Raw genomic sequence first — 23372 nt, forward strand, 5'->3', positions numbered from 1 at the left:
CGCCCGCTATTCGGCCGAGGTGATGTCGAAATCGGCGCCCAGGCCGGCGAGCTTCTCGGTGAAACGCTCGTAGCCGCGGTTGATGATGTCGATTCCAGTGACCCGGGAGGTGCCGTTGGCGGCCAGTGCCGCGATCAGGTGGCTGAACCCGCCGCGGAGGTCCGGCACGTCGATGTCGGTGCCGGTCAGCTGGGCGGGCCCGGAAATGACGGCCGAGTGCAGGAAATTGCGCTGGCCGAACCGGCACGGGACGCTGCCGAGGCACTCGCGGTGGACCTGGATGTTGGCGCCCATCCGGATCAGCGCCTCGGTGAAACCAAAGCGGTTCTCGTAGACCGTCTCATGGACGATCGAGACGCCTTCGGCCTGCGTGAGCGCCACAATGAGGGGCTGCTGCCAGTCGGTCATGAACCCGGGGTGCACGTCCGTCTCGAGGACCAGGGGCGTGAGCTTGCCGCCCTTGTGGTAGAACCGGATCCCGTCGTCGCCGATGTCCATCCCGCCGCCCACCTTGCGGTAGGTGTTGAGGAAGGTCATCATGTCGCGCTGGGTGGCGCCTTCGACGAAGATGTCGCCGCGCGTGACCAGGGCGGCGGAGGCCCAGGATGCCGACTCGTTGCGGTCCGAGAGCGCACGGTGGTTGTAGCCGCCAAGATCCGGGACACCCTCGATGCGGATGGTGCGGTCCGTCTGGACGCTGATGATCGCGCCCATCTTCTGCAGCACGGCGATCAGGTCGACGATTTCCGGCTCGGTGGCCGCACCGGAGAGTTCGGTGATGCCCTCGGCCCGGGTAGCGCTGAGCAGCACCTGCTCCGTGGCGCCCACGGACGGGTAGGGCAACGAAATCTTGGCGCCCTTGAGGCCGCCCGGAGCGGAGATGTGGATGCCGCCGGGCCGCTTCTCCACCACGGCGCCGAACTGCCGCAGCACGTTCAGGTGGTAATCGATGGGGCGGTCGCCGATTTTGCATCCGCCGAGGTCCGGGATGAACGCCTCGCCGATCGCGTGGATCAGGGGCCCGCACAGCAGGATCGGGATCCGGGAATCGCCGGCGTGCGCGTCGATGGCCGTGTGGGAGGCGGTCTTGGCGTTGGTGGGGTCGAGGGTCAGGTCCCCGGTGTGGGGGTCCTTCTCGACCGTGACGCCGTGGAGCTGGAGCAGGCTGGTGACAACCTCGACGTCCTTGATCTCAGGGACGTTGCGCAGCACGGACGGCTCGTTGCCCAGCAGGGCGGCCACCATGGCTTTGGGGACAAGATTCTTGGCCCCCCGCACGGTGACGCGGCCAGTCAGCGGGACGCCTCCGCGGATTGTCAGAACACTACTCATATACCGGTTTCCTCACGACTACTCGCCCCCAAATCCTTACAAAGGCACCTGCTAAGCATAGGAGCTTGCGTTACCGATCTGAAATACGGGCGCATTCCGGCGCGGCTACGGCCGCTCTTTCCCCGCGCGTGCGGCCCCAAACGGGGGCCCCGCCCGGGGTACCTGCTTTTCGGACGCCGCCTGCCAGTAGCCGGCGGCAAAAGACGGGTGCTCCGGGGGGCGAATCGGGTATGCGTCCTCGTGGTGTGAGGTGTCCCACGGCCACCATCCTCGACAGTAAGGGCCCGCCACAGCCCCGGCGGCAACGGGCAGGGCGGTTGCCGCCAGAAGCAACTGCACGCTGACCAGTGAGGTGAGGCACATGCCGTTTCCCCGGCTCCGCCGATTGTCCCGGGCCCTTCTCGCAACCGGAGCCGCGGTTGCGCTTGCCGGGAGTATGGCCACCGCACCCGACGCCGCGGCTGCTCCCGGCTGCCCCGCGGGGTCGACGATGAACATTGTTGCCCACCAGGATGATGACCTGATCTTCCAGAGCCCCATGCTGCTTTCGGCCGTCCGGGACGGCCTGTGTGTGCGCACCGTCTACCTCACGGCCGGGGATGCAAATGACTCCGAGGACTACTGGAGTGCGAGGGAGGACGGGGTGAAGGCCGCTTACGCGCATCTCGCCGGGGTTCCGGACGCGTGGTCTGTCTCGGACGCCGGGGTTGCCGGGCACCCGATTCCGGTTGCCACCCTGGACGGGGCGGCCCGGCTATCGCTGGCGTTTATGCGGCTGCCGGACGGCCACCGCGACGGGCGGGGCGGATCCAATTACGGGTACCAGAGCGTCCAGAAGCTCTACAGCGGCGCGATCGGCACCATCACGGCCGTTGACCGCTCGTCGTCGTACACTCTCGCAGGGCTGCAGGGCACCCTGCTGGCCCTGATGAACAGCTACCAGCCGGACCGGATTTCCACGTTGGACTTCGCCGGCACGTACGGCGACGGGGACCACAGCGACCACCACTCCGTCGCCTACCTCGCCCACGCCGCGCAGCAGCAGTACAGCACGGCCCATACCATCACCGGATACCAGGGCTACGGCACTTCCCAGCGCCCGTCCAATGTGTTCGATCCCGACCTGTCGGACAAGACCGAAGCGTTCCTGGTCTATGCCCAGCACGATTCCAAGACGTGCACCACCGCCCTCGACTGCTCCAACAATTCGATCGGCAAGTGGCTCTCCCGGTCCTACACCGTGTCCGGGCCTGCGGCGGTTCCGGCGGCCGGGCCCGATCCCGCGAACGTCGCGGCCACCGCGGCGGTGACGGCGAGTTCGGAGAACACCACCTCGGGGCAGGCCGCGGCCAAAGCCGTCGACGGCGTGATCGCCGGGCACCCCGTGGATGCGACCAAGGAATGGGCCACCGTCGGCGGGAAAGCCGGAAGCTACCTGAACCTCGCCTTCCCCGCCGCCGTCACCCTCAACCGCGTGGTCCTCTATGACCGGCCCAACAGCAACGACCAGATCACCGCCGCCACCATGGCCTTCTCCGACGGCACCACCGTCCCGGTCCCGGCGCTGAACAACGCCGGCCAGGCCACCACCGTCACCTTCCCCGACCGCGCCACCACCAGCCTCCGACTCACCATCACCACCGTCAGCGGCACCACCCGCAACATCGGCCTCGCTGAGCTCCAGGCCTACGGAAACTGAAACCCCGCCGTCGAACCCCCGCCTTAAACAGCAACGCGGGGTCACTTCCGGCCGGTCCCAAAGGGATTTATCGGCCGGGAGTGACCCCGCGTTGCAGTAAAAGTGCAGCGGAGCGGCGCAGTCAGGAGAGCTTGGCCGGCAGCGTCTTTGGCTTGAAAGCGGGCCGGGTGGCCTCGTAGGCGGTGATGTCGTCCTCGTGCTGGAGGGTCAGGCCGATGTCGTCCAGGCCCTCGAGCAGGCGCCAGCGGGTGTAGTCGTCGATCTCAAACGGGGCCACGATGGTGCCGCACTGGACCGTCTTGGAGACGAGGTCCACGGTGACCGCGGTGCCCGGGGCGTTCTCCAGCTCCTTCCAGATGAGCTCGATGTCGTCCTGGGCCACCTCGGCGGCGAGCAGGCCCTGCTTGCCGGAGTTGCCCCGGAAGATGTCGGCGAAGCGGGAGGACAGCACGGTCTTGAAGCCGTAGTCCTTGAGCGCCCAGACGGCATGCTCGCGGGAGGATCCGGTGCCGAAGTCGGGCCCGGCCACCAGGACGGAGCCGGCGTTGAACGGCTCCTGGTTGAGGATGAATGACGGGTCCTTGCGCCAGGCCGCGAAGAGCGCGTCCTCGAAGCCGGTGCGGGTGATGCGCTTGAGATAGACAGCGGGGATGATCTGGTCCGTGTCGACGTTGCTCTGGCGCAGCGGGACGCCGATGCCGGTGTGGGTGGTGAACTTTTCCATGGCGGGCTCCTAGGCTGCGTCGATGCGGACGGCGGGTTGCGGGGCGGGGTCCAGGTCCGACGGCGAACTCAGGGTGCCGCGGATTGCCGTGGCGGCAGCCACCACCGGGGAGACCAGGTGGGTGCGGCCACCCTTGCCCTGGCGGCCCTCGAAGTTGCGGTTCGAGGTCGAAGCGCACCGCTCCCCCGGTTCCAGCTGGTCCGGGTTCATGCCCAGGCACATGGAGCAGCCGGCAAAGCGCCACTCGGCGCCGAAGTCCTTGAACACCTTGTCCAGGCCCTCTGCCTCCGCCTCGAGCCGGACGCGGGCGGAGCCCGGCACCACCAGCATCCGGATGTTGGGATCCTTGGTGCGGCCCCGGATGATGTCCGCGGCGGCGCGGAGGTCCTCCATCCGGGAGTTGGTGCAGGAGCCCAGGAAGACGGTGTCCACCCGGATCTCCTTCATCGGGGTTCCGGCTGCCAGGCCCATGTACTGCAGGGCCCGCTCGGCGGCCGCCTTCGCGTTCTCGTCGGCGAAGTCCTCGGGCGACGGCACCGTGGCGGACAGTGACACGCCCTGGCCCGGGTTGGTCCCCCAGGTCACGAACGGCTCCAGGGTGTCGGCGTCGAGGTCCACCTCGACGTCGAACGTCGCGTCGTCCTCGGAGCGGAGGGTGTTCCAGTACTCGACGGCGGCGTCCCACTCGGCGCCCTGCGGAGCGTGCGGCCGGCCGAACATGTAGTCGTAGGTGGTCTGGTCCGGAGCGACCATGCCGGCGCGGGCGCCGGCCTCGATGGACATGTTGCAGATGGTCATCCGGGCTTCCATGGACAGCGCCCGGATCGCGGAGCCGCGGTATTCCAGCACGTAGCCCTGGCCTCCGCCGGTGCCGATCTTGGCGATGACGGCGAGGATGATGTCCTTGGCGGACACACCCGGCTTCAGGGTCCCTTCGACGTTGATGGCCATGGTCTTGAAGGGCTTCAGGGACAGCGTCTGGGTGGCCATGACGTGCTCCACCTCGGACGTGCCGATGCCCATCGCCAGGGCGCCGAACGCCCCGTGCGTGGAGGTGTGGGAGTCGCCGCAGACCACTGTCATGCCGGGCTGGGTGAGGCCCAGCTGCGGGCCGACGACGTGCACGATCCCCTGTTCGGCGTCGCCCAGGGAGTGCAGCCGCACCCCGAACTCCTGGCAGTTGTTCCGCAGGGTCTGGATCTGCGTGCGGCTGGTGAGATCGGCAATTGGCTTGTCGATGTCCAGCGTGGGAGTGTTGTGGTCCTCGGTGGCAATGGTGAGGTCGGGCCGGCGCAGCCGGCGCCCGGCCAGGCGGAGGCCCTCGAAGGCCTGCGGCGACGTCACTTCGTGGACAAGGTGCAGGTCGATGAAGAGGAGGTCGGGCTGGGCGTTGGCTCCTTCGCCGTCACCTTTGCGCACCACGTGCGCGTCCCAGACTTTCTCGGCCAGTGTCTTTGCCACGGCCTTCTCCCTTCACTGCGGTTTGGTCCTTGCGGGCTTGCTCCCACCACTGAACCAGCCTGCCTGCGTAACGCGCCAGCGCGCTGACTTGCATCTCAGATAATGAGACGGCAATATCATTCCATGGACAATTCTAGTGGAGTCGGTGTCATCGATAAAGCGGCCCATGTGCTTGACGCACTTGAGGCCGGCCCAACCACCCTGGCGCAGCTTGTCGCAGCCACGGGACTGGCGCGGCCCACCGTGCACCGGCTGGCACTGGCGCTGGTCCACCACCGGCTGGTCAGCCGGGACATCCAGGGCCGCTTTGTGCTGGGCAGCCGCCTCGTTGAGCTCGCGTCAGCGGCCGGCGAGGACCGCCTGATTGCCTCCGCCGGTCCTGTCCTCATGCAGCTGCGCGACGCCACGGGCGAGAGCGCCCAGATTTTCCGCCGGCAGGGCGACTGGCGGGTCTGCGTGGCGTCCGCCGAACGGCCCATCGGGCTGCGGGACACCATCCCGGTCGGCACGCAGCTGTCCATGAAGGCCGGCTCCGCGGCCCAGGTGCTGCTCGCCTGGGAGGACCACGACCGCCTCCTCGAGGGCCTGCAGGCCGCCCGCTTTACCCCCACTGTTCTGGCCGGCGTCCGACGCCGGGGCTGGGGCCAGAGCCTCGGCGAACGTGAGCCCGGGGTCGCCTCCGTGTCTGCCCCGGTGCGCGGGCCCTCCGGCCGGGTGATTGCCGCGGTGTCCATCTCGGGCCCGATCGAGCGCCTGACCCGCCAGCCCGGCCGGCTGCACGCCGAAGTGGTCTGCAACGCGGCGCGGGTGCTGACCGAGGCGCTCCGCAAAACCGGCGACTGAGCTTAGGCTGGCCGCATGAGCAGTTATGCGGTATTCCTGCGCGGCGTAAACGTCGGCGGCATCACCATCAAGATGGCCGAACTGAAGGAGGCCCTGAAGGGCTGCCCGTTCTCGGGCGTGAAGACCCTTCTGGCCAGCGGCAACGTAGTGCTGTCCAGCCAGCTGTCCCCCGCCGACGTGAAGGAAGAATTCGAGGCCTGCCTCCGGGAGCGCTTTGGCTATGACGCTTGGGTGGTTGTCTTGGCTGCGGACCGGGTGGGCGAACTGGTGGCCGCTTGCCCCTACCCGGCGGACGACGAGTCCACGCACACGTACCTCACGCTCGGCTCGGATGCCGGTGTGCTGGCGGAGTTGTATGAGGCCGGCACCGCACTGGACGGGGTCGAGCTGACCAGCCTGGGTCCGGAGGTGCTGGCGTGGCTGGCGCCCGCCGGCGGCACGCTGCAGAGCCCGTTCAGCAAACTGTCCGCCAAGCCGAAGTACAAGGCCTCCACCACCACCCGCAACCTGCGCACCATGATCAAGGTCCGGGACGCCGCGGCGCTCCTCTAGCCGGTCTGCGGCGAGGCGGTCACCGTGCCGCCGCCTGCACAGCCTTGTTGAAGGACCCCAGCCGGCTCACCTCCAGCTCCACCGGCTCCACCACCAGCTTCTCGCCGACGGCGGCGACGGCCGACTGGAGCCGCTTCCTGGCCGCGGCGCCCCGTGCCCGCGCGGCGGCTCCCGCGATGAACTTCGCCAGGATGGCCAGGACTATGCCCAGGAGCGCTCCGCCGGCGATCATGACCGTGGGCACCGGCCAGCCCTCCACCCGGGCCACCTCCGGCACCGGGAGCTGGAAGTAGCCCAGCACAGCAAGCGCGCCCAGCCAGGCAAAACCGCCGAGTGCGGTCAGCAGCGCCAGCCACTGCACGATGTTGAAAGGCGTCCACCACCAGGCCTTGCTTCCGGCCTTCAGCTCGGTCGAGGCGATGGCCTGGTCCAGCGCGTCGGGCAGTTGCTCCCGGCCTTCGCGGGCGGCGCCCCGGATGACGGCGCGCCACGGCCCGGGTGCGCCGTCGGAGGCCGCATCGGCAAAGTCCCGGACGGCGGCGTCCGTGCGGGCCCGCTCCGGGGCTCCGGCCGGTGGCAGCGAGGTGCGGTTCAGCTCCGGCCGGGATCCCTCGCGGCGCAGGTTGAGCCGTCGCAGCGGATCAGGCCGGAACCGGACCAGCCAGCGGGTGACGGGCCAGCCGGTGCGGCGGGTCGATTCCAGCTGGTACGACCGGACCACGGCGTCCACCACCACCGGGACGTTGGCCGCGACCGCCAGTTCCTCTGCCAGCCGCGCCCGGGACGCCGCCCTGACTCCGGCCGCCTCCCCCGCGCCGGAGGCCTCGGCCAGCTGTGCCGAGGCCCGGGTGACATCGGCCCCCAGGCGCTGGGACTGCGCCTGGCGCTGCGTCGCCACCTGGCGGATGGCGGCCCGGACCCTGTCCACGCCGGTTCCGGTCACGGCGGAGGCACCCAGAACCTGCACTTTGCCCAGTCCGTCGCGCGCCAGGATGGCCTTGAGTGATTCCAGCACCGGCGGAACGTCCCGCTCCGGGAGCCGGTCGATCTGGTTCAGCACCACCAGGGTGACGGCGCCGTGGGATGCCAGCGGGGTGAGGAAATCGTTGTGCACCGCGGCGTCGGCATATTTTTGCGGATCGAGCACCCAGACGAGGACGTCCACCAGCCCCACCATCCGCTCCACGATCTCGCGGTTGGCGGCGCGGGTGGAGTCGAAGTCGGGAAGGTCCAGGAGGATCAGGCCGGTGGCCTCGTCCGCGAAGCCGGGCACCGGCCGGGCGTGGTGCCGGTTGCGGACATCCAGCCAGTCCAACAGCTGGTCGCTGCCCTCGGCGCCCCAGATGCCGGCCAGCGGTTCCGAGGTGGTGGGCCGCCGGGCGGCCGCCGTCGCGATTTCCTCGCCGCTGACGGCGTTGAACAGGGACGACTTTCCGCTGCCGGTGGCCCCGAAGAACCCGACGACGGTGTGGTCCGCCGAGAGGGAGCGCCGGGTGCTGGCCCGGTCCAGCACCTGCAGCACTCCGTCCAGGACATCCTCCGGGAGCGCACCGGCGGCCAGTTCGCGGGCCTCGTTCAGGGCCTCCAGCCGGCGGTCCAGCCGGGAGGCCTGCGCAGCGGCACCATGGCGGCTCATGCGGAGGCCGCCAGCCGGCGCAGGGCAGCAGCATGACCGGACAGAACCTCCGGGGCCACACCGCCGGGGAGCTCAAGCCGGGACAGGAAACGCTCTTGTTCATCCTGCAGCAGGCTCTCGCAGCGGGCGTGGAGGTCCTCGCGGGCCTTCTGGGCTAGCCGGCGCACGGCGTCCTCGCCGAACACCGCTTCCAGCAGCCGCTGCCCGGCGATGGCGGTGCCGCCGGCGACACCGACTTCCAGCCCGGTGAGTCCGGCCGTCATGGAGAACACCACGATCATCAGGGCGGCGCCGAGTCCGTTGATGCCAAAGGACAGCCAGCGGGCCTGGGTGCGTTTGCCCTGGCCCTCGGTCCGGATCAGTTCCATGAGGCTCCCCTGCCAGGCGCGGATCTCGGCGGCCGCCTTGTCGGCGAAGCCGTCGGAGGTTCCGGACAGGTCGTCGCCGCCCAGCAGTTGGCGGCCGGCCGGATCGGAGCGCCAGCGCGCGTCCGCATCTTCGGCCGCGTTGGCCGCCTCGTCGATGATCACGGCCTGCAGGCCGGTTTCGATCGCCGTCTCCACCCGCACAGCCGGCGCTGGCTCGCCGCGGAAGAAGGCACCCAGCCGGTCGCGGAAGCGTCCGATGTTCTGTTCCATGGCCCGGAAGAACTCGCCCGTGCCCACGAAGTCCTGCCAGCGGGCCAGGACCTCGCCCCGCAGGAGGGCACCGTCCCGGGTGGCCGCCAGAATCCTGGCGACGGCGTCCCGGTAGGCGTCGCGCGCGTCCCCGGCGAGGACGCCGGCGGCACGTTCCTGCTCTCCGGCAGCCACCGCGACAGCCTCCACCCGGCTGCCAAGGGCCTTGACGGTCCCGTTGAGCGTCCGCCGGGCAACGTCCGCGCGGCCTGCGGCGTCCGCGGCAAGCTCCTGCAGCCACGTCCGCAGCGGCTCCACGGCGGCGGGAGGGAGCATGCCCATCGCGTCCAGGGGCGCCTCGGGGACCACAAAGAGCCGGGCCCCGCCCAGGCCCTCCCGGCTGAGCATGGACTGCAGGTCGGCGCTGACCTCGGCCTCGGCGGCCGGCGGGACACGGTCCAGGACCACGGCCACCATGATGTCGCGGGAGGCCGCGTCCAGCAGCAGGCGCCAGGGGACGGCGTCGGCGTAGCGGTTGGCGGTGGTGACGAACACCCACAGATCGGCGGCGGCCAGCAGCTGGCCGGCCAGCTTGCGGTTGTCCGCGGAGATCGAGTCGACGTCGGGGGCGTCCAGCAGCCCGATGCCCTGCGGCACGGCCGTCTCGGCCACCAGAACCAGCGACGTGATGGCGGCGGCGTCCGGGGCGGGGCCGGCCTCGCTGGCCGGCACCGGCTCCGCGTTCACCGTGCCGCGGATCCGGGCCAGGCTCGGCAGGACCCGCTGGTCCTCGAACCAGCGGCCGTCGCCGGGGTGGTGCAGCAGGATGGGCTGGCGCGTGGTGGGACGGATGGCGCCGGCGCGGGTGACCGCGTGGCCCACGAGCCCGTTCACAAGGGTCGACTTGCCGGCGCCGGTGGAGCCGCCGACGACGGCCAGCAGCGGCGCGTCCAGGCTGCGGTACCGGGGCAGGATGTAGTCATCGAGCTGGGCGAGGGCGCTGCGGATGTCCTGCCGGGCCTCATCCGAACCCGGCAGCGCCAGCGGCAGCGCCGTTGCCGCGAGGTCGCGGTGGACGGCTTCCAGCAGGTCTACGGCGTGCGGGTCTACGGCGTCCGGGTCTACGGCGTTCGGGTCTACGGCGTTCGGGTCTACGGCGTTGCCGTGGGTTTCTTCGAAGCTCACCGCTTCATCATGCCAGTTCGGCGGTGCCCGGGTTGCGAGGCTCAGTTCCGCGCCACCGGCAGGCCGGGCCTTGGCCCCATGCTCCGGGCAAATGAAAAACGGCCCCGGGCTGTTGCCCGGGACCGTCTTATCTGTGACCCCAGCGGGATTCGAACCCGCGTTACCGCCGTGAGAGGGCAGCGTACTAGGCCGCTATACGATGGGGCCGTGTACTTTCCGGAACAGCATTCCTGCCGTTCAGGCTAAGTGAGTATTTCACACACCTAGCCAGTGTTTCAAATCGGCGGACCGATTCAAAACCCCTGATCAGCCGCGGATTTCCGCGGGTTTTTCAGAGCTGGGATACCAGGACTCGAACCTAGAATGACGGTACCAGAAACCGTAGTGTTGCCAATTACACCATATCCCAATGGAACTTTCGGGCCGCTTCCGAAGGTCTAAACCCTCGCTCCCGGCGCCTCAGCACGAGTAATTACTTTACCCGAGAGTTTTCCCGAGCACAAATCGGCCCGTCCGACGCCTGCCGGACCGCCCCCGGGCACTTCGCACGGCCTGGCGGGAGCCAAAAATCCTTGCCAATCCGGGGCGGACAAGTTTGGCCTCGTTAATTTACCAGCGAGTAACCACCCCTCTCCCACGTCGTTGCGGGCAGCTGCGCGGGCATTTTTCGGTGTTAGCTGCACCACACGCTGGCGCAGCACAGGCGGACGACGGCGCCGGGATGCTCTCTGCCGGGGGTCGACAGGTGCACTCATCACAGCCGACGCCCGGGAGCTTGATGGGGGTGCGTTCCTTGGCGCTCGTGTCAGGCGCCTCGGAACCCTCGACACGCGCCGCGGCGGAAGCTTAGGCCAGCAGCTCCAGCAGGGAACCGATCTCGCGGCCGGCAAAGCCCGGGGCCGGTTCCCCGCCGCGGTTCAGCCAAACGCCCAGGAGCCCGGCCGCCGTCGAGCCGTCCGCGTCGAGGAGGCGGTTGTCGCCCACGTAGAGGGTTTCGCCGGCGCCCGTGCCGAGGCGGCGGACGCCCTCCAGGTAGATGGCCGGATCCGGCTTCGCCGCACCCACGGTGTCCGTGCCCACCAGCACGCTGATGCGCGAAAGTCCCGCGGCGTCCAGCTTGACCCGCTGGTAGTCGTGGACGTTGTTACTCACCGCGCCATAGGAGATCCCGGCGGCGTCCAGCGCATCCAGCACCGGGGCGACGTCGTCGAAGGCGCGGATGTAGCCGTGCTGCCGGCTGGCGTAGGAACTGACCCAGTGCTCGGCTTGCTCGCCCTCCTCCAGCTCCACCCCGAAGTGGCCCAGGGCGGCCCGACCGCGGAGCAGGCGCTGTTCGTTGAACGTCAGCTCCCCGGCCAGGTAGCGGTCATAGAAATGGGTGGTCTCATGGGTGAAGATCCGGCCGAACCTCTCCCACCCGGCCTGGTCCAGGCCGGGCAGGAGGTGTTCGCTGACATCGCGGAGGGCCGACGTCATGGAGAACTCAAGGTCCACCAGGGTGTCGTCGATGTCGAACAGCACCCCTTTGACAGCGCTGCCACCCAGGCCGGCGGCGAGGGCACTGGTCTCCAAGCCGGCCTGTGGACCGGTGGCGGCTTCGGGTGCGCTCATCATCAGCCGCGGAAGGCGCGCAGCCGGGCCAGGGACGAGTCCTTGCCCAGGATCACCATGGATTCGAAGAGCGGCGGGGAGATCCGGCGGCCGGACAGGGCCGTGCGGACCGGCCCGAAGGCCAGCCGCGGCTTGACGCCAAGGCCTTCCACGAGGGCTTCCTTGAGGGCGGCCTGGATGCTTTCGGCGGTCCAGTCGGCCAGGGGTTCGAGCGCGGCCAGGGCGGCGTCGAGTACTTCGGTGAGGTTCGCCGGGAGGCCCTTGCGGGCGTCATCGGCGACGTCGATCGCGTCGTCGGCCTTGAACAGGAAGGCGAGCATCTCGGGCGCCTCGCCCAGCAGCGAGATGCGCTCCTGGATCAGCGGGGCCGCCTCGGCCAGGATCTCCTCCTCGCGTGCGGTCAGACTCTCGCCCACCAGCCCGGCGGACTGCAGGTACGGGACCAGGCGGCCGCGGAAGTCCCCGGCGTCGAGCATCCGGATGTGCGTGCCGTTGATGGCCTCGGCCTTCTTGATGTCGAAGCGTGCCGGGTTGGCGAGCACGTCGTTGACGTCGAAGTGCTCGATCAGCTGGTCCACCGTGAAGATGTCCTCATCGGCGGAGAGGCTCCAGCCCAGCAGCGACAGGTAGTTGAGGAGGCCCTCCGGAATGAAGCCGCGGTCGCGGAGCAGGAAGAGGTTGGACTGCGGATCGCGCTTCGACAGCTTCTTGTTGCCTTCGCCCATGACGTAGGGCAGGTGGCCGAAGACCGGAAGGTAGCTGGCCACGCCGATGTCCATCAGCGCGCGGATCAGCACCACCTGGCGGGGCGTGGAGGACAGCAGGTCCTCACCGCGGAGCACGTGGGTGATGCCCATCAGGGCATCGTCCACCGGGTTGACCAGGGTGTACAGCGGGGAGCCGTCGGCGCGGACAATCACGTAGTCCGGGATGCTGCCGGCCTTGAAGGTGATGTCGCCGCGGACCATGTCGGTGAAGGTGACGTCCTCGTCGGGCATCCGCACGCGGAGCACGGGCTGGCGGCCCTCGGCTTTGAACGCGGCGAGCTGTTCCGCGGTGAGCTCGCGGTCGAAGTTGTCGTAGCCCAGCTTCGGATCGCGTCCGGCCGCGCGGTGGCGGGCCTCGACTTCCTCCGGGGAGGAGTAGCACTCGTACGCGTAGCCGGCCTCAAGGAGCTTGGCCACCACGTCCTTGTAGAGGTCCAGGCGCTGGGACTGGCGGTACGGCTCGTGCGGTCCGCCGACCTCCACGCCTTCCTCCCAGGTGATGCCGAGCCACCTCAGGGCCTCGAGCAGTTGCTGGTAGCTCTCCTCCGAGTCGCGCGCCGCGTCCGTGTCCTCGATGCGGAACACGAAGGTGCCCTTGGTGTGGCGGGCGTGGGCCCAGTTGAACAGGGCCGTACGGATCAGGCCGACGTGCGGGGTGCCGGTGGGCGACGGGCAGAACCGGACACGGACCGGGGTGTCGGCGGTGACTTCGCTGGTCACACTGGAGGCGGAGCTGGAGAAGGCGTCGGGCGCGGAGGGAGTAGTCATAGTGACTCCAACTTTACCGCCTGCGGCCGGGCGTCCTACCGCCGGGGTCCGCGGGCGGGCCGGGGGCGGGAGAGCGCCTTTCCGAGGTAGTATCCGGCCAGCACCAGCCCGGCCGCGAGGAATGCCAGCGCCAGCCAGAGCGGGCCGTCCAGCGCGTGGACGGCGCGCGCCGCGACCGAGAACGTGCCTACCGACCCCAGCGCGAAGAGCAGGAAGGAACGGCGCTGCCGGTCGCCTTTCGCGGCACCGGCCACCCTGCGGAGAAGCATCAGCATGGCTCTGCCCGGCCTAGCGGCGGACGATGGGGTTGGAGAGCCGGCCGATGCCCTCGATGTCGACTTCGAACCGGTCGCCGGCTTCAACGAGTCCGACGCCGGCCGGGGTGCCGGTCATAATGACGTCCCCGGGCAGCAGGGTGAAGGCCTGCGAGACGATGGAGACCAGCTCGCGGACGCCGCGGATCATCTGGCTGGTGCTGCCGTCCTGGCGGAGCTCGCCGTTGAGCCGGCCCTGGATCTGCAGGTCCTCGGTGTCGAGCTCGGTCTCGATCCACGGCCCCAGCGGTGCGGAGGTGTCGAACCCCTTGGCGCGGGCCCACTGCAGGTCGGTTTTCTGGACGTCCCGGGCGGTGAGGTCGTTGCCGCAGGTGTAGCCGAAGATGACGTCGTCGACGCGCTCCTCGGGGACGTCCTTGCAGATCCGGCCGATCACGACGCAGAGTTCGGCTTCGAAGGACACTTCGTCGGAGAACTCCGGCAGGATGACCGGATCGTTCGGGCCCACCACGGAGGTGTTGGGCTTCAGGAAGAGCAGCGGCTGCGCCGGGACCTCGTTGCCGAGTTCCTTGGCGTGTTCCACGAAGTTGCGGCCGACGCCGATGACTTTGCTGCGCGGGATGATCGGGGCGAGGAGGCGCACGTCCTCAAGTTTGTGCCGCACGTTGGTGCGTTCCACGCCGTTGAAGAAGGGGTCGCCGTTGATGACAGTGACTTCCTCACTGCCGGGCTCACCTTCCACAATGCCGTAGAGGGGATCAGAATCGACTACAAACCGGGCGATACGCATGGCTCCAAGCGTACCGTCTCCGGCGTGCGCCCCGGTCTTGCGTCAGGACGCGCCGCCGTCCCGGCGCAGGTACTGCAACTGGGCGGCGACGGAGAGTTCGGCCGCGGGACGGACGGCGGGGTCGACGGCGGCGTACACGGCGTCCGCCACGGCGGCCACCCCGGCGCCGGCGCCAAGGTCCTCGAGTGCGGAGCGGATCTGGGCGAGCCGGTCCTCGCGGTGGTCCCGGTAGGCGCGGACGATCGCATCCAGTGCCGGCAGCATGGGCCCGTGCGCCGGCAGGACGGTCGCGGCACCGAGGCTTTCCAGCCGGTCCAGCGACGCCAGGTAGTCCCCCAGGGTGCCGTCGGGGTAGTCCAGGACCGTGGTTCCCACGCCGAGGATGGTGTCGCCGGTGAGGACAGAACCCCGGGCACCGTCGCCGGGCAGGTGGAAACAGACCGAATCCGAGGTGTGGCCGGGGGTCGCCAGGACCCGGATTTCCGCCCCGGCGGCGTGGATGACCTCGCCGTCGGACAGCGGGCTTCCGCCGTGGCAGTGGGCCGGATCCATGGCGCGGACCGGCGCCCCGGTCAGTTCGGCGAACCGCACTGCGGCGGCGGTGTGGTCCGCGTGCCGGTGCGTGACGAGGATGAGCTCGACGGCGCCGGCCTTGGCCAGTTCCTGCAGGTGCGGCTCGTCCAGCGGGCCGGGATCGACCACCACCGTGCCGGCCGCGCCCGGGCCTGAGATCACGTAGGAGTTGGTCCCGTGCAGGCTCATCGGCCCGGGATTGGGGGCCAGCCTGAATCGGGTCAGCTCTGTGCTGCGCACCATGGCGCGGGGGTCATCCGGGATCACACGTCCATCTTCCCACCGAACTGGCGCTTCCTACGAGCCGCCTCACGCGAGCAGCAGCACCGCGATCACAGCGGGCAGCAGCGCTTCGGCGATGGCACTGGCCCACAGCCGCCGCTCCGACAGCACCAGGATGATGCCCAGCAGTACATGGCCCAGGCTGGCGAACAGCAGCAGCGCCTGGCCGGCCGCCGGCTCCGGGCCTGTCAGCAGCACCGCGCCGATAATCGCCCCGACGCCCCAGATCATGTTGTAGAACCCAAGGTTGAAGACCCACATCCGCACGGTCTCCGTGTCTTCGGGCTTGATGAGGAACAGCCGGTGGAAGCGCTGGTTCCGGAAGAAGAAGGACTCCAGGATCCCGACGAGGATCAGCAGGATCCCGAAAGTGATGCCCAGAACCTGAATGAGTCCAGTCATGGGCCATATTGTGCCCCTGGGGTCTGCGCGCTGCCAGAGGCTTCCTGCCCCGCCGGGCGGTTGTCGGCCGACGCAGGGGCGGTTAACGCCCGACGGCGGCCGGCACCGGAAGGTACGGACCGCCGTCGGGCGTTAAGTGGGAGCGGGACTTTGCCGTTCAGGCGAGCCGGGTCAGCCAGCCGTGGGTGTCCTCGACGGTGCCGGTCTGGATGCCCAGAAGCTGTTCGCGGATGGCCATGGTGGTCTCCCCTGCCGTCGCGTCCTCGGAGCCGATGAACTCGGTCTCGTCCTTGAGCACGCCGATCGGGGTGATCACCGCGGCCGTGCCGCAGGCGAAGACCTCGGCGATCTCGCCGGAAGCCACGCCGTCGCGCCATTCATCCAGGGTGATCTTGCGTTCGGTGACCTCGCGGCCCATGTCCCTGGCGACCTGGATGACGGACATCCGGGTGATGCCTTCCAGGATGGTGCCGCTGAGGGCAGGGGTGACCAGGGAGCCGTCCTTCATCACGAAGAACACGTTCATGCCGCCGAGCTCTTCCACGGCGTTGTCGTTGAACTGGTCCAGGAAGAGCACCTGCTTGCAGCCGTGGGCCTCGGCTTCCTGCTGTGCGATCAGCGACGCGGCGTAGTTGCCGCCGCACTTCGCGTCGCCGGTGCCGCCGCGGCCTGCACGGGCGTAGTGGCGGGAGATCCAGATGGAGACGGGCTTGAGCTCGCCGCCGAAGTAGTTGCCGGCCGGGGACGCGATGACGCGGAAGGACACTTCGCGGGCGGCCCGGACGCCGAGGAACGCTTCCGTGGCGATCATAAAGGGACGCAGGTACAGGGCTTCGCCGTCGCCGGCGGGAACCCATTCCTTGTCCACGGAGACGAGTTCGCGGATGGCGCCGAGGAAGTACTCTTCCGGCAGTTCGGGGAGCGCCAGACGGCGGGCCGACTTGTTCAGGCGGGCGGCGTTGGCTTCGGGTCGGAACGTCCAGACGGAGCCGTCCGCATGCCGGTAGGCCTTGAGGCCCTCGAAAATCTCCTGCCCGTAGTGGAGCACCGCGGCGGAGGGGTCCAGGGAGATGGGGCCGTATGCCTCAATGCGGGCATCGTGCCAGCCGCCCTTGCCCTCGGCGTCGACGCTGTAGTCGACAATGGCGGTGTGGTCGGTGAAATGGTTGCCGAAACCCGGGTTCGCCAGGATGGCAGCACGTTCTTCAGCGGACTTCGGGGTTGCCGAAGGATGCTGGGTGAATTCGACGCCATGGGCAGTCTGAGTCATGGTTCCTCCACGGTCGGCTGCCTGGTGTGAACCTGGTTCGTCGTCGGACCACGGCAGCATGTTGGTGATTCGAAACAAGCTTACGCCCGCTGCGGCACGGCGCCGGCGGCCCCGTGCCGCAGCGGGCCTGGGAGCAGGCCTACAGGGCGGCGGCGATCGCATCGCCGATCGCGCTGGTGCTGCGCGCGGTGCCGTCGCGGCTTTCGACGTCGGCCTCCACAGCGGCCTCGATCCTGCGGGCGGCGGCGGCGTAGCCCAGGTGGTCCAGCAGGAGCGCGGCGGAGAGGATGGCCGCCGTCGGGTCCGCCTTCTGCTGGCCGGCGATGTCCGGCGCCGAGCCGTGGACGGGTTCGAACATGGACGGCGCGGTGCGTTCCATGTTGATGTTCCCGGACGCTGCGAGGCCGATGCCGCCGGTCACCGCGGCGGCCAGGTCGGTGATGATGTCGCCGAAGAGGTTGTCCGTGACGATCACATCGAAACGGGCCGGATCCGTGACCATAAAGATCGTCGCGGCGTCGATGTGCAGGTAATCGTGCGTGACCTCGGGGAACTCCTGGGCCACGGCCTCCACGGTGCGCTTCCAGAGGTGGCCGGCGAAGACCAGGACGTTGTGCTTGTGCACCAGCGTGAGCTTCTTGCGCGGGCGGTCGTTGGCGCGGCGGAAGGCGTCCCGGACCACGCGCTCCACGCCGTGGGCGGTGTTGAGCGAGACTTCGGTGGCTACCTCGTGCGGGGTGCCGGCACGCAGGGTCCCGCCGTTGCCGACGTACGGGCCCTCGGTGCCTTCGCGGACCACAATGAAATCGACGTCGCCGGGGTTGGCGAGCGGGCTGGCGGTCCCCGGGTAGAGGCGGGAGGGACGCAGGTTGACGAAGTGGTCCAGGCTGAAGCGCAGTTTGAGCAGCAGTTCCCGCTCGATGATGCCGGACGGGATCCGCGTGTCGCCCGGGGCGGCGCCGACCGCGCCGAAGAGGATGGCGTCACGGGTGCGGAGATCGGCGAGGGTGTGCTCCGGCAGCGTCTCCCCCGTCTCGAGCCAGTGCTGCGCACCGAGCTTGTAGGAGGTCTGCTGCAGCACAATGCCCTCCGCCGCGGCAGCCTTTTCGAGGACCTTCACGGCCTCCGCCGTCACCTCGGGGCCAATGCCGTCGCCGGGAATAACGGCCAGATCAATTGTGGATGCGCTCATGTTTTCAGGGTAGCCAAGTGATCCACATGCTGGTCAAGTCGTCTCAGCATCCGAAACGCCCGGCCCCCGGCGCTCCCGCAGGTCCTGCAGGAAAAGACAAAACGCTCCCGCACCTCTCATTCAGAAGTGCGGGAGCGTCGGTCGAACCGCTGCAGGATCTGCGGGAGCGTCTCGTTACGCCTCGGCGGGCTCCTCGTACTTGGGGAACACCGGGGCGGGGGCGGGCAGCTCCGTGCCGGCGGCGATTGGCGTGCCCAGGGCGGTGAACTCCCGGGCCTCGCCCTCCGGCTGGCCCAGCGTGTGCAGGATGGCGCCCGCGGCCGCCGGCATCACCGGCTGGGCGAGGATGGCCACGATCCGCAGCACCTCGAGGGTGACGTACAAAACCGTGTTCATGCGCTCGACGTCGGTCTTCCGCAGCACCCACGGCGCCTGCTCGGCGAAGTAGGCGTTGGTGTCCCCCAGAACGTTCCAGATGGCCTCGAGGGCGCGGCTGAACTCCTGCTTTTCGAACGCGGCGCGGGCGATGTCCAGCAGCCCGTTCGCCTGGCCCAGCAGTGCGGCGTCCTCAGCGGTGAAGCCTCCGGGGACGGGCACGGCGCCGCCGCAGTTCTTCGCCACCATGGACAGCGACCGCTGGGCCAGGTTGCCGAAGTTGTTGGCCAGGTCCGAGTTCATCCGGCCCACGATCGCGTCGTGGCTGTAGGAGCCGTCCGCGCCGAACGGCACTTCGCGGAGCAGGAAGAAGCGCACCTGGTCCAGGCCGTACTGGGCCACCCATTCCGCCGGGGCCACCACGTTGCCGAGCGACTTGGACATCTTGACGCCCTGGTTGTGCAGGAAGCCGTGGATCATGACCCGCTTGGGCAGCTCCAGCCCGGCGGACATCAGGAACGCGGGCCAATAGACGGCGTGGAACCTGGAGATGTCCTTGCCGATCACGTGCACGTCGGCCGGCCAGTACTTCCGGAACAGCTCCGACTCGGTATCCGGGAAGCCGACGCCGGTCAGGTAGTTCGTCAGCGCGTCCACCCAGACGTACATAACGTGGTCCGGGTTGCCGGGGACCGGGACGCCCCAGTCGAAGGAGGTGCGGCTGATGGACAGGTCCTCGAGGCCGCCCTTGACGAAGCTGATCACCTCGTTGAAGCGGCTGTGCGGGGCGCCGAAGGACGGGTGGTCGGCGTAGAGCGCCAGCAGCCGGTCCTGGTAGGCCGAGAGCTTGAAGAAGTAGCTCTCCTCCTCGGTCCAGGTCACTTCGGTGCCGGTTTCGGAGGCGTAGCGGAGGCCGTCGGCCTGCACCTCGGTCTCGTCCTCCACGAAGTAGCGTTCGTCGCGGACCGAGTACCAGCCGGCGTACTTGGAGAGGTAGATGTCCCCGTTGGCTTCCATCCGCTGCCAGAGGGCCTGGGCCGCCTTGTAGTGGTCCGGGTCCGTGGTGCGGATGAAGCGGCTCAGGGAGATGCCCAGGTCGTCGCTCATCTGCCGGAATGCGGAGGAGTTGCGGTCCGCGAGCTCCTTGACGGGGATGCCTTCCTTTTCCGCCGTCTGCTGCATCTTAAGGCCGTGCTCGTCCGTGCCGGTCATAAAGAACACGTCGTAGCCGTCCAGGCGCTTGAAGCGTGCCATCGCATCGGTGGCGATGACCTCGTAGGCGTGGCCGATGTGCGGCACGCCGTTGGGGTAACTGATGGCCGTGGTGATGTAGAACGGGGTTTTTTCGGAAGTGGTCACAGCTTTAACCTAGATCAGTTCGGTGAGGGTATCGCTCTGGCGGACAAGTTCGTGGTCATGTGAAGCCACCAGCACGGCGATTCCGTCCGACGTGGTGTCCTTGAGGATGCTGATGATGCGGTTGGCCGCGGACCGGTCCAGGCTCGCGGTGGGTTCGTCGACCACCAGCACGCGGGTGCCAAGGATCAGGGCACGGGCGATCGCCACGCGCTGGCGTTCGCCGCCGGAGAGCTGGGCCGGGCGGTGGCGCATGCGCCGGCCCAGGCCCACCAGGTCCAGGAGGTCCTTGGCCATGTCGCGGCGTTTCTCCACCTCGCCGTCGGGCACGGCGGGCAGCAGCACGTTCTCCAGCGCGCTCATCCCGTCGATCAGCGCACCGCCCTGGTCCACGTAGCCGATCAGGGCGCGGCGGCGGTCGGCGATTTCGTCGTCGCCCATGGTCTCGAGGGAGTCGCCTTCCCAGAACACCCGGCCCGACGTCGGCAGGGTCAGGCCCGCGCCGACGGTGAGGATGCTGGTCTTGCCGGAGCCGCTGCGGCCGGCGACGCAGTGCATCTCGCCGGCGTGCAGCGTCATGTTGAAGTCGTCCACGACGTTGACGGCTTCGGCCCCGCCCTTGCCTCCGCCGTAGTGGATGGTGATGTTGCTGAGTTCCAGCGGCGTGGCGTGGTCGGCGGCCTTCACGATCGTGTTCGCGCGCGTCTGGTGGCCACCGCGGCGGGTGCTCGCCGTCATCCGCTCGTGAGCCTCACGGTCAAGGTTCAGGTCGTTGTTCATCGGACCACTTTCGTTGCAATTGGAATCCAGCAAAGTACGGCCACGAGCCCGGCGACAGCGGCCCAGAGCGCGGCATAGGGGGCGAGGAGGAGGCCGACGCCCAGGGCGCCCAGGACACCCAGGGGCAGCGCGACCGTCCCCACCATGGCATTTTCGAAGAAGCGGACCTGGCCCAGCATGTCCGGGTTCCAACCCATGGCCTGCAGGGTGCCGAGGTACTGGCGTTTGGCCTGCAGCTCGAAGCGCCCGGTCACCATGGTCAGGATCAGCCCGACGGCAACGCCGGACAGCCCGAGGATGATGCTCGGCAGTGCGATGGACGTGGCGGCCAGGCCGCTGAGCGCGCTCGCCCCGGCGGCGCGGGGAATGTCGATCAGCAGGGCCACCATGCCGCCCACAGCTGCCGCGAAGACGCCGACGGCGACGGCCAGGGAGATGGTGTTGAACTTGTTGGTGCTCAGCTGGCGGTTGGCGAAGGTCAGCGGTGAATCGACGGCGATGAGGCGCTCGTCGTGCTGCGGCTCCTGGTCCACCACCTCGCGGTGGCGCAGCTGCTGGGCGGCGAAGAGGGCCGCGCCCGCATAGAGCACCAGCACGGCAGCGGAGACGATCGCCGTGGCGGGGTTCCAGCTGAGCAGGCTCAGGAGGATTCCGGCGATGGCCAGCAGGGCGGCGCCGACACCGAATTCAGCCAGGACCCAGGACCGGATCCGGCCCTGCGTCCAGCCCATGGCGCGCAGGATTCCGGCCTCGGTGCGGCGTTTCCGGACGTAGCTCACGGTCGAGGCACCGGTCAGCAGCGCGGCACCGCAGAGGGTGAGGAACAGCAGGGTCAGGTTGGTGCCGGTGAGGGAACCGGAGACGGCGTCCGCGGCGTCCTGGCGGACCCATGACTGCTGGACGGTGCCGAGCGGGGATTCCTTGCCGGCGTCGTCCTTGGAGTAGCCGGGGACGAAGATGGACGCGTCCTCGCGGGCCGAGCCGGCCACGATGGTGGCCTGCAGGCCCATGTCGCGGATCTCGTTGGCGAGCTTCTCGACGTCGGGCTGCGCTTCCTTCCAGCTGCCGGGCACCTTGGCGCGGATGCGCACGGCGTCGATCACGGCAGCGTTGTCCTCGAAGCCGCGGGCGGCGGCGAGGCCGTAGTAGTCGGTGATTGCGCCGGCGGACTGGCTGGCCAGGCCGGTGGCGCTCAGCGAGGGCTTGAGCTCGGTGTTCCCGGCATCCTTGCCGGCGGCGTCCTTGGTGAGTGTGAACGGGGTGGGGTCGTAGCCGCCCAGGGGCAGTCGGTTGACGTCGCCGGCCGCATCCTTGACCTGCTCGGCGTCGAAAGTTCCGTACACCATGGCGAGCGGCGTGGCGGGTGTCTTGCCGGTCTCCAGGCTGTCGCGGTAGGAGCGTTCGTCGACGGGCTTGCGCTGGGTCTGGTCGACGGCGGCGCCGGCGGCGGATTTCTCCGGCAGCCGGTTGACCGTGACCCAGTCGCCGGGGACGGCACTCTTGTCGACGGCGCCGTTGCCGGCGGTCTCGCCGTCGGTGTACTTCGGCGCGGAGGCGAAGTCGGTGCTCCACGTGGCGGGGTTGTAGAGGCCCTGGCTGAAGGTGCCGGTGTCGCCGATCAGCGAGCTGAGGTCCTTGGATCCGGGCCAGGACAGCGCGAACGGGGACTTCGACACGAACGGGAGGTAGTCCGCATCCAGCGACCGGGTGACGGTTCCGACGTCCTTGGTCACGTTGCCGGAGGCGTCGATTTCCTCGATCTTGACCGAGTATTTGAGGTCAAGGGACGTGCCGGAGCGGACGATCAGCGGGATCGCCTGCGAGTTTTCCGTCAGCTGCCCGTTGCGCTTGGCCTGCTGGTACTGGCTCATGAGCGGTGCCCAGTACTTGAGCTTGACGCCGAGGAAGTCGGGGCCTTCCTTCAGCTCGTCCATGCCGATGCCGGTGGTGAAGAGGCTTTCGAAGTGGCGGCCGATTGCGCCGGCGTTGCGGGCGTCGGCGGGCGGGGCCTTCTCGAGCGGGGCGAGGAAGTCGCCGGCGGACCCAAGCAGCGCACGCTCGGAGACAGGGTCGACGGCGACGACGGACTCGGTCACCTGCGGCGCGAGCGGGAGGGAGACGGACAGGTTGAAGAGGTTGTGCTCGGAGCCGCCGGCCGGGGCCGGGAACTTGATGCCGGTCTCCCCCTCGGGACCGGCGATGCGGACGTTGCTGCCGCCGGCCACCGTCTCCTCGATGAGCCGGGCTTTGCCGAGGGATCCTTCGGCCATGGTCTTAAACAGGGTCTGGTCCGAGTGGCCGTCGGAGCTGACGGCGCTGGCCGTCAGCCGGTAGCGCTTGGGCGTGTCGGACAGGACGGATTCGGGGGCCGGCCACTTGCTCGGGTCCGTGGCGCTGGGGTCCCCCGCGGTGCCGGCCAGCCCGGCGTTGAAGCCGAGGTAGTCCGTGGCATCCAGGCGCGGGGACTCGAGGTTCTGGGTGACGCGGGAGACGAGGCTGATCGGGGCAGCCACGGAGGTGCCGGAGAGCTTCCGGAGGGAATCCAGCTGGTCAAAGCTGATGCCGCCCTGGCCGGAGGCGATTTCCGGCTGCATGAGCCCGCCGTTGTCGTCGGCCTTGGCCTGGACCAGGATGTCGTAAAGCCCCCGCGAATTCTGGTCGACGGTCCGGTTCAGGGCAGCCTGCGACTGCCCCTGGACGAGGACCGACAGGCACATTGCCGCGATCAAAATGGACGCGGTCAGCAAAAGCACTCTGCTTCTGATGAACCTCTGGACGGCGTTCATTGGGCTCCTGAAAGCTGGATTGCGTGCGCACACCAGTGGTCATTCCAGGCGGAAGTGACGGCGTCCCCTGCCGGGTGTGCAAAAGTAAAGGCCGGG

The 23372-nt window shown here is 68.9% G+C and carries 19 protein-coding genes and 2 tRNA genes; 3 read left to right on the plus strand and 18 right to left on the minus strand.

The window, feature by feature from the left end:
* Positions 1–6: 6 nt before the first annotated feature.
* Positions 7–1332, minus strand: a complete 1326-nt coding sequence (gene murA, locus ACTWQD_RS17185) for a UDP-N-acetylglucosamine 1-carboxyvinyltransferase (protein WP_443197341.1) — start codon at positions 1330–1332, stop codon at positions 7–9.
* A 436-nt stretch (positions 1333–1768) separates the two neighbouring features.
* On the opposite strand from murA, the gene ACTWQD_RS17190 reads away from it, so the two are divergent.
* Positions 1769–3031, plus strand: coding sequence for a DUF7402 domain-containing protein (locus ACTWQD_RS17190; RefSeq protein WP_443197342.1), 1263 nt, complete (start codon positions 1769–1771; stop codon positions 3029–3031).
* Positions 3032–3152: 121 nt separating this feature from the next.
* Here ACTWQD_RS17190 and leuD read toward each other — a convergent pair whose 3' ends face one another.
* The gene (gene leuD / locus ACTWQD_RS17195; RefSeq protein WP_443197343.1) at positions 3153–3755 is read right to left on the minus strand and encodes a 3-isopropylmalate dehydratase small subunit; all 603 of its coding nucleotides are present in this window, start codon (positions 3753–3755) and stop codon (positions 3153–3155) included.
* Between the two features lie 9 nt (positions 3756–3764).
* Positions 3765–5216, minus strand: coding sequence for a 3-isopropylmalate dehydratase large subunit (gene leuC / locus ACTWQD_RS17200; protein ID WP_443197344.1), 1452 nt, complete (start codon positions 5214–5216; stop codon positions 3765–3767).
* Between the two features lie 123 nt (positions 5217–5339).
* On the opposite strand from leuC, the gene ACTWQD_RS17205 reads away from it, so the two are divergent.
* The gene (locus ACTWQD_RS17205) at positions 5340–6059 is read left to right on the plus strand and encodes an IclR family transcriptional regulator (RefSeq protein ID WP_264354313.1); all 720 of its coding nucleotides are present in this window, start codon (positions 5340–5342) and stop codon (positions 6057–6059) included.
* 15 nt (positions 6060–6074) lie between these two features.
* Complete coding sequence (locus tag ACTWQD_RS17210) at positions 6075–6611, plus strand: DUF1697 domain-containing protein (RefSeq protein ID WP_443197345.1); 537 nt, start codon at positions 6075–6077, stop codon at positions 6609–6611.
* A gap of 19 nt (positions 6612–6630) precedes the next feature.
* Here the strand turns inward: ACTWQD_RS17210 and ACTWQD_RS17215 are convergent, their stop codons facing one another.
* The 15 genes from ACTWQD_RS17215 to ACTWQD_RS17285 all read right to left on the minus strand — a co-directional run bounded on the left by ACTWQD_RS17215 (position 6631) and on the right by ACTWQD_RS17285 (position 23276).
* Positions 6631–8247: a GTPase gene (locus ACTWQD_RS17215; RefSeq protein ID WP_443197346.1), complete on the minus strand. Its 1617-nt coding sequence runs from the start codon at positions 8245–8247 to the stop codon at positions 6631–6633.
* Positions 8244–9953 carry a dynamin family protein gene (locus tag ACTWQD_RS17220; protein WP_443197363.1) on the minus strand — a complete coding sequence of 570 codons (1710 nt, stop codon included), beginning with the start codon at positions 9951–9953 and terminating at the stop codon, positions 8244–8246. The genes ACTWQD_RS17215 and ACTWQD_RS17220 overlap by 4 nt, the downstream gene beginning before the upstream one ends.
* Before the next feature lie 230 nt (positions 9954–10183).
* Positions 10184–10256, minus strand: a tRNA-Glu gene (locus ACTWQD_RS17225).
* Between the two features lie 130 nt (positions 10257–10386).
* Positions 10387–10458, minus strand: a tRNA-Gln gene (locus ACTWQD_RS17230).
* 437 nt (positions 10459–10895) lie between these two features.
* Positions 10896–11660, minus strand: coding sequence for an HAD family hydrolase (locus ACTWQD_RS17235; protein WP_443197364.1), 765 nt, complete (start codon positions 11658–11660; stop codon positions 10896–10898).
* Between the two features lie 2 nt (positions 11661–11662).
* On the minus strand, positions 11663–13195 hold the full coding sequence (gene gltX / locus ACTWQD_RS17240) for a glutamate--tRNA ligase (RefSeq protein WP_443197347.1): 1533 nt from the start codon (positions 13193–13195) through the stop codon (positions 11663–11665).
* Positions 13196–13230: 35 nt separating this feature from the next.
* Positions 13231–13470, minus strand: a complete 240-nt coding sequence (locus ACTWQD_RS17245; RefSeq protein WP_066431071.1) for a hypothetical protein — start codon at positions 13468–13470, stop codon at positions 13231–13233.
* Between the two features lie 13 nt (positions 13471–13483).
* Positions 13484–14260, minus strand: a complete 777-nt coding sequence (locus tag ACTWQD_RS17250) for a fumarylacetoacetate hydrolase family protein (RefSeq protein WP_443197348.1) — start codon at positions 14258–14260, stop codon at positions 13484–13486.
* Between the two features lie 42 nt (positions 14261–14302).
* Complete coding sequence (locus ACTWQD_RS17255; RefSeq protein WP_443197365.1) at positions 14303–15076, minus strand: MBL fold metallo-hydrolase; 774 nt, start codon at positions 15074–15076, stop codon at positions 14303–14305.
* 66 nt (positions 15077–15142) lie between these two features.
* The gene (locus ACTWQD_RS17260) at positions 15143–15517 is read right to left on the minus strand and encodes a DUF1304 family protein (RefSeq protein ID WP_443197349.1); all 375 of its coding nucleotides are present in this window, start codon (positions 15515–15517) and stop codon (positions 15143–15145) included.
* A gap of 157 nt (positions 15518–15674) precedes the next feature.
* Positions 15675–16787: a branched-chain amino acid aminotransferase gene (locus ACTWQD_RS17265; RefSeq protein WP_443197350.1), complete on the minus strand. Its 1113-nt coding sequence runs from the start codon at positions 16785–16787 to the stop codon at positions 15675–15677.
* Positions 16788–16926: 139 nt separating this feature from the next.
* Complete coding sequence (locus tag ACTWQD_RS17270) at positions 16927–17979, minus strand: 3-isopropylmalate dehydrogenase (protein ID WP_443197351.1); 1053 nt, start codon at positions 17977–17979, stop codon at positions 16927–16929.
* Between the two features lie 174 nt (positions 17980–18153).
* The gene (metG, locus tag ACTWQD_RS17275; protein WP_443197352.1) at positions 18154–19713 is read right to left on the minus strand and encodes a methionine--tRNA ligase; all 1560 of its coding nucleotides are present in this window, start codon (positions 19711–19713) and stop codon (positions 18154–18156) included.
* Between the two features lie 9 nt (positions 19714–19722).
* A complete protein-coding gene (locus ACTWQD_RS17280) occupies positions 19723–20490 on the minus strand; it encodes an ABC transporter ATP-binding protein (RefSeq protein ID WP_443197353.1) in 768 nt (255 codons plus the stop codon).
* Positions 20487–23276 (minus strand): ABC transporter permease, encoded by a 2790-nt coding sequence (locus ACTWQD_RS17285; protein WP_443197354.1) that lies wholly within the window; start codon positions 23274–23276, stop codon positions 20487–20489. Before ACTWQD_RS17285 ends, ACTWQD_RS17280 begins: the two co-directional genes overlap by 4 nt.
* Positions 23277–23372 lie beyond the last annotated feature (96 nt).

Source organism: Pseudarthrobacter sp. 1C304 (assembly GCF_052245515.1).
Lineage (GTDB): Bacteria > Actinomycetota > Actinomycetes > Actinomycetales > Micrococcaceae > Arthrobacter.

Bases quoted from the DNA above. Each gene is read 5' to 3' on its own strand.
- murA (WP_443197341.1), bottom strand. From the start codon at position 1,332: ATGAGTAGTGTTCTGACAATCCGCGGAGGCGTCCCGCTGACTGGCCGC.
- ACTWQD_RS17190 (WP_443197342.1), top strand. From the start codon at position 1,769: ATGGCCACCGCACCCGACGCCGCGGCTGCTCCCGGCTGCCCCGCGGGG.
- leuD (WP_443197343.1), bottom strand. From the start codon at position 3,755: ATGGAAAAGTTCACCACCCACACCGGCATCGGCGTCCCGCTGCGCCAG.
- ACTWQD_RS17205 (WP_264354313.1), top strand. From the start codon at position 5,340: ATGGACAATTCTAGTGGAGTCGGTGTCATCGATAAAGCGGCCCATGTG.
- ACTWQD_RS17210 (WP_443197345.1), top strand. From the start codon at position 6,075: ATGAGCAGTTATGCGGTATTCCTGCGCGGCGTAAACGTCGGCGGCATC.
- ACTWQD_RS17215 (WP_443197346.1), bottom strand. From the start codon at position 8,247: ATGAGCCGCCATGGTGCCGCTGCGCAGGCCTCCCGGCTGGACCGCCGG.
- ACTWQD_RS17235 (WP_443197364.1), bottom strand. From the start codon at position 11,660: ATGAGCGCACCCGAAGCCGCCACCGGTCCACAGGCCGGCTTGGAGACC.
- gltX (WP_443197347.1), bottom strand. From the start codon at position 13,195: ATGACTACTCCCTCCGCGCCCGACGCCTTCTCCAGCTCCGCCTCCAGT.
- ACTWQD_RS17245 (WP_066431071.1), bottom strand. From the start codon at position 13,470: ATGCTGATGCTTCTCCGCAGGGTGGCCGGTGCCGCGAAAGGCGACCGG.
- ACTWQD_RS17250 (WP_443197348.1), bottom strand. From the start codon at position 14,260: ATGCGTATCGCCCGGTTTGTAGTCGATTCTGATCCCCTCTACGGCATT.
- ACTWQD_RS17255 (WP_443197365.1), bottom strand. From the start codon at position 15,076: ATGGTGCGCAGCACAGAGCTGACCCGATTCAGGCTGGCCCCCAATCCC.
- ACTWQD_RS17260 (WP_443197349.1), bottom strand. From the start codon at position 15,517: ATGACTGGACTCATTCAGGTTCTGGGCATCACTTTCGGGATCCTGCTG.
- ACTWQD_RS17265 (WP_443197350.1), bottom strand. From the start codon at position 16,787: ATGACTCAGACTGCCCATGGCGTCGAATTCACCCAGCATCCTTCGGCA.
- ACTWQD_RS17270 (WP_443197351.1), bottom strand. From the start codon at position 17,979: ATGAGCGCATCCACAATTGATCTGGCCGTTATTCCCGGCGACGGCATT.
- ACTWQD_RS17280 (WP_443197353.1), bottom strand. From the start codon at position 20,490: ATGAACAACGACCTGAACCTTGACCGTGAGGCTCACGAGCGGATGACG.
- ACTWQD_RS17285 (WP_443197354.1), bottom strand. From the start codon at position 23,276: ATGAACGCCGTCCAGAGGTTCATCAGAAGCAGAGTGCTTTTGCTGACC.